This window comes from Vibrio genomosp. F10 str. 9ZD137 (assembly GCF_049974785.1).
Lineage (GTDB): Bacteria > Pseudomonadota > Gammaproteobacteria > Enterobacterales > Vibrionaceae > Vibrio.
The window spans coordinates 1-7,900 of the sequence record NZ_JBNGCJ010000216.1 but is presented as its reverse complement, the minus strand read 5'-3'; the positions used below and the strand labels follow the sequence as shown (position 1 = coordinate 7,900).

5 protein-coding genes are annotated in these 7,900 nt (G+C 43.9%); 2 read left to right on the top strand and 3 right to left on the bottom strand.

Going from position 1 to position 7,900, the window contains the following annotated elements; translation table 11 throughout:
- Nucleotides 1–257 precede the first annotated feature (257 nt).
- From ACP45E_RS02990 to ACP45E_RS02980, 3 genes are read right to left on the bottom strand one after another with little or no spacing between them, the layout of a single operon-like run.
- Complete coding sequence (locus ACP45E_RS02990; protein ID WP_017038783.1) at nucleotides 258–1,520, bottom strand: sigma-54-dependent transcriptional regulator; 1,263 nt, start codon at nucleotides 1,518–1,520, stop codon at nucleotides 258–260.
- Entirely contained in the window at nucleotides 1,507–3,867 is a 2,361-nt protein-coding gene (locus ACP45E_RS02985) for an ATP-binding protein (protein ID WP_017038782.1), read from the bottom strand. The genes ACP45E_RS02990 and ACP45E_RS02985 overlap by 14 nt, the downstream gene beginning before the upstream one ends.
- On the bottom strand, nucleotides 3,864–5,174 hold the full coding sequence (locus tag ACP45E_RS02980) for an ABC transporter substrate-binding protein (RefSeq protein WP_017038781.1): 1,311 nt from the start codon (nucleotides 5,172–5,174) through the stop codon (nucleotides 3,864–3,866). The genes ACP45E_RS02985 and ACP45E_RS02980 overlap by 4 nt, the downstream gene beginning before the upstream one ends.
- A gap of 284 nt (nucleotides 5,175–5,458) precedes the next feature.
- Between ACP45E_RS02980 and ACP45E_RS02975 the strand changes: the two genes are divergently transcribed.
- Both ACP45E_RS02975 and pyk read left to right on the top strand, forming a co-directional pair.
- Entirely contained in the window at nucleotides 5,459–6,835 is a 1,377-nt protein-coding gene (locus ACP45E_RS02975) for an MFS transporter (protein ID WP_017034975.1), read from the top strand.
- Nucleotides 6,836–6,914: 79 nt separating this feature from the next.
- Nucleotides 6,915–7,900: pyruvate kinase (gene pyk, locus ACP45E_RS02970; RefSeq protein ID WP_069584677.1), on the top strand; the 986-nt coding region annotated here is incomplete at its 3' end.

The window sequence follows — 7,900 nt, the reverse complement described above, 5'->3', positions numbered from 1 at the left end:
AATAGCCATTATACGATGCACGCACATCGCCTTAACGACACTGATAATGCCACATCTAATTGAAAAGAACAGCGTTTTATCACGTGTTCAGGTTCGACTGATGAAGTTATCACCACTTAGGTTGCCTAACGTTGCTTTTATAATCACTTAGAAGCTTTACAACACAACGCTCTCAATCAATAGCCACGAAATCATACTTGCTTAAAATCATGAAGAGTAGAGTCAATGAGCCCTTCTATCATACGAGTTGTGTCGGGCTAGCGGCTTTTGTATGACTCTTTATCTATTCCATGCTTTTTCATTCTTAAATACAGTTTTTTCCTCGGCACTTGCAGATAGCTTGCAGCATCACTGACTCGCCCTGAGTGCAAAAACAATGCATCTTCTATCACGCCTTTTTCATAATCATCAACCAGTTCATCCAGTGCGAGTTGTGTTTCCTCTTGAGTGTAGAGCTTTTCTTGACCCGTGAGTTTAATAATACCTACCGCGTAAAGTTCTGCTACATTACGCAGCTCGCGCACATTTCCCGGCCAACGGTGGCTTCGCAAAACAGATAAATAACTCGGGTCGACTTTAGGTACACTTTTTCCGAGTTTAATGCAGCTTGATTTTAGGAAATGGTGGAACAGCACGGCAACGTCATCTGGGCGAGAGTGCAATGAAGGCATTTCAATGACACCTTGATTCAACACGTAATAAAGCTCTGGGACCAGTTTGGCCGCGGCTATGAGCCGCTGTGGATCTTGATTGAAAATAGCAATCACCTGTAAAGGCTGTTTGTTTCTTTCTTTCTCAATAATCGCTTGAGCCAAAATGCGTTGGCAAGGCTCGCTCATCTGCTCAATATTGTCGATTAACCAAGTTGTTCTTGTTTCACCGCCGATTTCTTGAGTGAATAAATCACAATCAGTGCAAGACTCCGAACTGACACGAAATACCTCTTTAGTTTTGAAATCTGTGAGATCATGAATTAACTGCCCAACTAAGTGGCGGCCAGTTCCCGTTTCACCCCAAACGACAACATGGTTTTTTAGCAAAGCAAATTGAGATATACAGTGACGAATATGCTCAAGTTGAGCTGAATGTCCGATTAAGCTGCGGTCAATACTCGACGCCATGGCCTTCTTCTGCTCTATGAACACTTTTCGAAAGCTTAACTGCTCTTTAACCATTTCTAACAATTGAGCGGGGTTAATTGGTTTTTCTACAAACTCACATGCCCCTACTTTAAGCGCTTCAACGGCCATAGGAATATCGCCATGGCCCGTAATAACGATCACCGGAATACGCTCATCTAACCGCTTAATTTTTTGTAACAGTTCTAGCCCATGCATCTGTGGCATGTACATATCGAGCAGCACCACACCCGGCCAATCGGTGTAGATATGTGGGCTTACCAAAGTAGGATCTGCCACAGGTTTTGCAGTTAAACCTGCAAGTGACATAAGGTGCATGTATGAATCCAAGACATCTTGATCATCATCCACCAATAAAACAGAGTAGTTAGGATAGATCATAAGGTAACTCCAAAAGTACTAATGCTCCTCGGTTCACACTGGATCCAAGATAAATGTGGCCAGAGTATTTCTCTATTAGCGACCGACTAATACTTAAGCCAAGTCCCAGCCCCACTTCTTTCGTCGTGGTAAATGGTGTGAACAATTTTGAGACAATATCTGGCTCAAAACCATTCCCGTTATCTTCAATAGCGATAGTGTGGTAATTAGGTGAGCTGTAAAGGTGGTAGATAGAAACGTTACGCGATTCTGGATTTGACTCACTAACCGCATCACATCCATTGACCATTACGTTAATGAGCACTTGTTCTAGAGCCAACGCACTGAAAGCCACACGAAGATCTGGTTCTACTCGGTTTTCTAGGGTAATCATTTGACGCTTGGCTTTGGTATTAACGATACTCATTGCCTGCTCAACTACGTGATGAATGTGCAATGACTCTGGCGCTTGGTCTCCATCTGGCTTTTTGGCAAAACTGCGTAAACTGGTAATGACCTTATTCATTCTGTTGGCCAATACATCCACCTGGTGTAACGCTTGATTCATTCCAACGATATCTTTGCCCTCACTGGACAGTTTTGCACTGTATAAGTATGTCGACATTGCATTGAGAGGCTGATTTAACTCGTGGGCCAAACTTGTCATGGTTTGCCCAACAACGGCCATTTTTGCTGCTTGAATCAACTCACCTTGGGTTTGCTTAAGGTTACGTTCGGCCAACTCGCGTTCGCTCACCTCTTTTGATAAACGCTGATTTTTTTCAATTAAATCGTGCGTTTTTTCATCCACCAACTTTTCTAATTCTCGAGCAGTCAGCTCTTGCTGAGTCACGTTAGTAATGGTGATAATTATTTTGTTCAACTGACCATGAGAGAACTGATGGAAATCGAAATGCAAATAGCATGGCTCTGCATGGCCAACGCTGAAAGTGAGCTCGTCTTGCCCATGAGTTCGCAGTTTCCCTTCACGAGAAAATATACGCGCCAAATCTAGTGGATTATCAATATCTAATATTTCCCAAATTGGCTTATGACCAGAGTCTTCATCTGTTGCGAGCAATCGACGTGCGCTCAGGTTTAATGACTCCACATTGCCTACTAGATCACAGGTCAACAAGCTTGCGGATGTGTTGTTAATTAGGCTAACAGCGTTAGTGCGCTGAATTTCTTTGACACTTTCACCATACTCAATCAGTTTTTCACTAATACGCCCAATTTCATCTTGGCCATCCACTTTAATCGGGTAACTTAGGTCACCTCGTGTTATTGCATCAATGCTGGTGCTCAGTGCCGTCAAACGAGCAACGATGCGGCGGTTAATAAAGTAATAAGTCAAAAACAGCGACATCAAAATTGAGACACTAAAACAAACGAGCAATACATGGTTACCATACGACACCAATCTGGCTGTCTTTTTCTTTACATCGACAAAACTTTCATCCGCTAGACCAACCAGTTGCCCTATTTGCTGATGGATTTCATTTAGTTGAAAATCAATTCTATGGTTTAACCCATTAATCCTTTGGTTTGTCGACACTTTGTCTAGGATTTGCGAGTAAAAGGCCCCTTCAGGAGACAGTAGGCCCGTTAACTCTTCAAGCAACTGTTGGTAAGCAATCGCAGTAGGCAGCACCACAATCACCTCACTGATCACGCTAAGATCATTCAATTTATACTGAACCACTTTTGCTGCATTGTGCACTTGCCCTAGCTGTTGCGCGTCCATCACATCGCTGATGATCGTAAACACACTTGATTCGAGGTCCAATATTTGTTGTATCGTACGTAGTTGCTCAAAGGCGTTATTGCGCCTTTCTCCCGCATCATAACGCTCAATTAACCAGTGCAATTCTTGGCGAATGGGCATGAGCTCCGCGTCAATATCTTGATTTAACCAATTTAATTGCTCTTTGAGCTGATTGATCTTTCGGGTTTGCTCGACTCGGTGTAAGACTAAATCACTATACTGACCTAAGGTGTTTTCAAGATCCAAGTAAAGCTCAGCTAGGTTTGTACCTCCAACATCATTGAGACCACCTTGATTATGGTCGCTTAAGGTACGTTTAATTGACTCTATTAGGGTTGATAAAGTTGCAATCTGATCATTGAGCTCGACCATGTTAGTAATCGTCGGTAGCAATTGAACCTGGTATCGAATTTCGCCACTTCGACTCTCAAGCAAATAGCTGGTGTTGTATTTAGGAACACTTTGTTCAAGTAACTCACTCACTTGATCATCTAACTGATTCCAAGTTAACCAGGCCACCACACTTACCACCGTCAAGAGTATGGTGGTGCCAGTGAATGCCAACACCAGCTTGGCGCCAATCGTACTCCATTTATTCATTGGTCGTACTCTTGTTGCAGTTCTTGTTGCAATTGACTGATGCGCTTAGCAACATTGGTCAAATTGGCGCTATATTGGCCGCCAAATCGATAGCTAAACTCCGCCAACATCACACGCTCTATACCACTCGACGCGATATCCTCTTTTACTTGTTCTCTCATTGTCGCTGAATATGTAGCGACCTGTTGTTCTGATATTGGCAATTGAAACAACTGGGATTGTAGCCGTTCAAGCTCTTTACTCACCTTTGAATTCGGTTTCGACTCTTGTTTGAGCCTCATTAAGCTAAACCACGCATCTTGTAGTTCTGGCAGCCGTTTCGTGATGGCTTCATCAAAGATCATGTTGACCAACTTCTCTCGCCTCATGACTGTATTAAGTTCGATGCCTGGAATGTCGCTGCTGAATAATGAAGGATCAGCAATCGCATGCTTTGAAAAACGGGTTTGTAACATGTTGGTTTGAACTTGTTTAGACAATAACAACTCGACAAACTGCTGAGTCGCGACACTATCAAAAGGTTGATGCACTACGCCCACATAAGTCGGCATCAAAGTGAAGTCTTGATCATAGCCAAATTCAACATGACTGAATTGATTGGCCAGCACCAATGCATAACTGTCAATACTCGGCCCAATCGCAAACTGGCCTTTTGCCACGTAATCACTCACACCAAAACTACGCGATGAGATAGAGCCAAGATTAGCGCCAACATTAAGAATGATCGACCATCCTTTTTCCCACCCGTATCTTTTTAGAATACTTTCGATCATCATTTGCGTCGTGCCAGATCGGCTCGGCGTACTCATTGTCAAATGGCCAAAATAATCAAACGAGGTCAGGTCAATGAAACGTTTCGGTTTGTTCAGACCGTTGGCGTTAAGATAGTCATTATTCCAAACCAAACCCGCCCCTGAATAACCAACGCTGGTGACTTTATTTTGTTCAGGTAATACAAACTGGCTCAGCCAATCCGGTACCTCATTAGAGAAATCCACCGTGGCTAGCTGATTCCGCTTGTTAAGCTCTTGCATTAAAAACGGAGAAGAACTGAGTACGACATCGACATCTTCAATATAGGTTTTGTTGAGCATTTGAATAGCAGATTGAGTTCGGCGGTGGATCAATTTGATATCCACAAGCGGATGGTGCTTTTGATATTCTGCAATCAATTCAGCCATAGGTTCACTAGAAAACGTAGTCAAAATGACCAGTTGCTCTTGGTTTGCGAAACTCAACGAGCTAAACAGCCCAAGAACGGTCAACCATATCGAACGAATAATCGTTCGTGCATTCTGTATACCCACGTCACAAAGTCCCTTAAAAGTGTGCGTCAATTCAAAATTCGCCAACAAGCTAATAATTAGGCCATTTATCTATTGGGTCAAAGCCGACACAACGCTTTATCCCGATAGACATAATTCTATCAGTTAGCGGCCTATTCGCGGACTTAAAAGCGCCATTTTTAACTCATGCCAAACTAAAGTTTGAGTCATTTTCGTCTCAAAAGTGGCTTTTTGTAACTCTTACCCTCGCTCGCCATGATGCCCCGGACAAATTAATTATCGTCAATTTATCGGAGTAAAACATCATGTTTGATTTTTTCAAAACCCGTCCGGACAAGCCCTTGTCCGACGGAAATAAGCAGGCCATGCAAAAGCGGTTCAAACGCTATCAATGGGAAGTATTCCTAGGCTTAGTATTCGGCTACGCAGTATTCTACGTGGTTCGAATGAGTTTAGGTGTCGTAAAAAAACCGATGCTTGATGCTGGAATCGTTTCCATCGAAGAGCTTGGTATTATGGGTTCAGCCTTCTTCTTTACTTATGCAATAGGCAAATTCTCGAACGGCTTCCTTTCTGACTACGCCAATATTGGCCGCTTTATGTCGTTTTCATTGCTCCTGTCTGGTGCAACAGCGATCGTAATGGGCCTTAACACTACCGGTTTCTTTTTCGTTCTGCTTTGGGGCTTAAACGGTTGGTTCCAATCAGTGGGTTCTGCACCTTCTTGTGTGTCTCTATTCCAGTGGTTCTCACCAAAACAGCGTGGTAGTCGTTACTCTGTTTGGGGTGGTTCTCGTAACATTGGTGAGGGTATCACTTGGATTCTAACCGCGACATTAGTGAGCTACTTAGGTTGGCGCGCTGGTTTCATCGGTGCTGGTATTGCAGCCATTGCAGCCGCGCTATGTATGTTCTTTGCGCTAAAAGACCGTCCTCAAACTTATGGCCTACCTGATGCGGCAACGGCATTTGACGAAGACCCTGAAATTAAGAAAAAGAACGATCCAAAAGAAACTCGACGTGCACAACTGTTTATTCTTAAACAACCAACCATGTGGCTCATTGCTATGGCATGTGCGGCAATGTATGTCTCACGTTATGCGATGTCGTCTTGGGCTGTTCTGTATTTACAAGAAGTGAAAGGCTACTCACTGATCGATGCTGGTTTTGCTATGTCGACCTACCCAATTGCAGGTCTGGCGGGCGCTATATTATCGGGCATTATTTCTGACAAAGTGTTTAATGCTAATCGTCATATCCCAACCTTACTTTACGGAATTGCCAACATCGCAGGTATGTGCCTGATGTTCTTCGGACCAGACCACCGCATGGTTGACGCAGTGGCTCTTGGCCTCATCGGCTTTGCTATCGGCGGTCTAGTGGTATTCCTTGCTGGCCTTACAGCTTGTGATTTGATGCCGAAGAATGCGGTTGGAGCAGTAAAGGGCTTCATCGGGCTGTTCTCTTACATGGCCGCATCCGCTCAAGAAGTGGTTTCAGCTTCGTTGATTAACATTACTGAAGTCGATGGTGTGACGACGTACGACTTCACTCAAGCTCAGTACTTCTGGCTAGCAGCAGGTGTGGTTTCACTGGTTCTGGCGCTCACAGTATGGAACGCTAAAAAAGTCGTGGATATTGATGAGTCGGAAGGCGAACTCAAACCAAGCACAGCAAGTTAATGACATATTGAGGAGTCTTAATTGGCTCCTCTCACCCATTTTCTTCCAACCTTTCAATTATGTCGTTATAGGTAAGCCCATGAATAAAACAAAAATTGTCGCAACCCTTGGCCCCGCAAGCCAAGATGCCGAAACATTAACAAAAATGATTAAAGCAGGCGTCAATGTTGTTCGACTCAATTTCTCTCACGGGAATCAAGAAGACCACATAGCAACCGCGCTTAAAGTAAGAACCATCGCCAAACAACTGGGGAAATATGTCGGTATTCTCGTTGACCTACAAGGCCCTAAAATTCGTATTTCGGGTTTTGAATCTGATTCTATCTACCTGAATCAAGGGGATACTTTTTACTTAGACGGGAAATTAGCGCCCAATGCCGGAACCCAGCATTCTGTTGGTTTAGATTATCCTCAACTGATTCAGGATTTGGAACCTGGCAATATTCTTCTATTGGATGATGGTCGTGTTCAATTGGAAACCTTGTCAGTCGATAAAGTAACGCAAAAGGTGGAAACTCGAGCGTTAAATGGCGGCAAGCTGTCAAACCGCAAAGGCATCAACTTATTGGGCGGTGGTTTATCTGCACCAGCATTGACCACCAAAGATAAACAAGACATTGCCACCGCAGCGGTGATTGATGCCGATTTCCTTGCTGTATCATTTCCACGCAATGCAGACGACTTGCACGATGCTCGTGCTATCGCTGTGCGATCAGGTTGCAACGCGCAAATTGTGGCTAAAATTGAACGCGCTGAAATTGTGACAGATGCAGATTCAATGGACAAAGTGATAGCCGCTTCAGACATTATAATGGTGGCACGTGGTGATCTTGGTGTAGAAATCGGTGATGCTCGTCTCCCGTCAGTTCAAAAAATGCTTATTTCTCGCGCTAAGCATCTTGGAAAACCTGTCATTACAGCAACTCAAATGATGGAATCTATGATCGAGAATCCACTACCAACTCGCGCAGAGGTTATGGATGTCGCTAACGCTATAATAGACGGCACAGACGCTATCATGTTGTCAGGAGAATCTGCAATGGGGTGCTATCCGGTAGAAGCCGT

Coding starts and splice junctions, on each gene's coding strand:
- ACP45E_RS02975 (WP_017034975.1), top strand. CDS start 5,459: ATGTTTGATTTTTTCAAAACCCGTCCGGACAAGCCCTTGTCCGACGGA.
- ACP45E_RS02985 (WP_017038782.1), bottom strand. CDS start 3,867: ATGAATAAATGGAGTACGATTGGCGCCAAGCTGGTGTTGGCATTCACT.
- ACP45E_RS02990 (WP_017038783.1), bottom strand. CDS start 1,520: ATGATCTATCCTAACTACTCTGTTTTATTGGTGGATGATGATCAAGAT.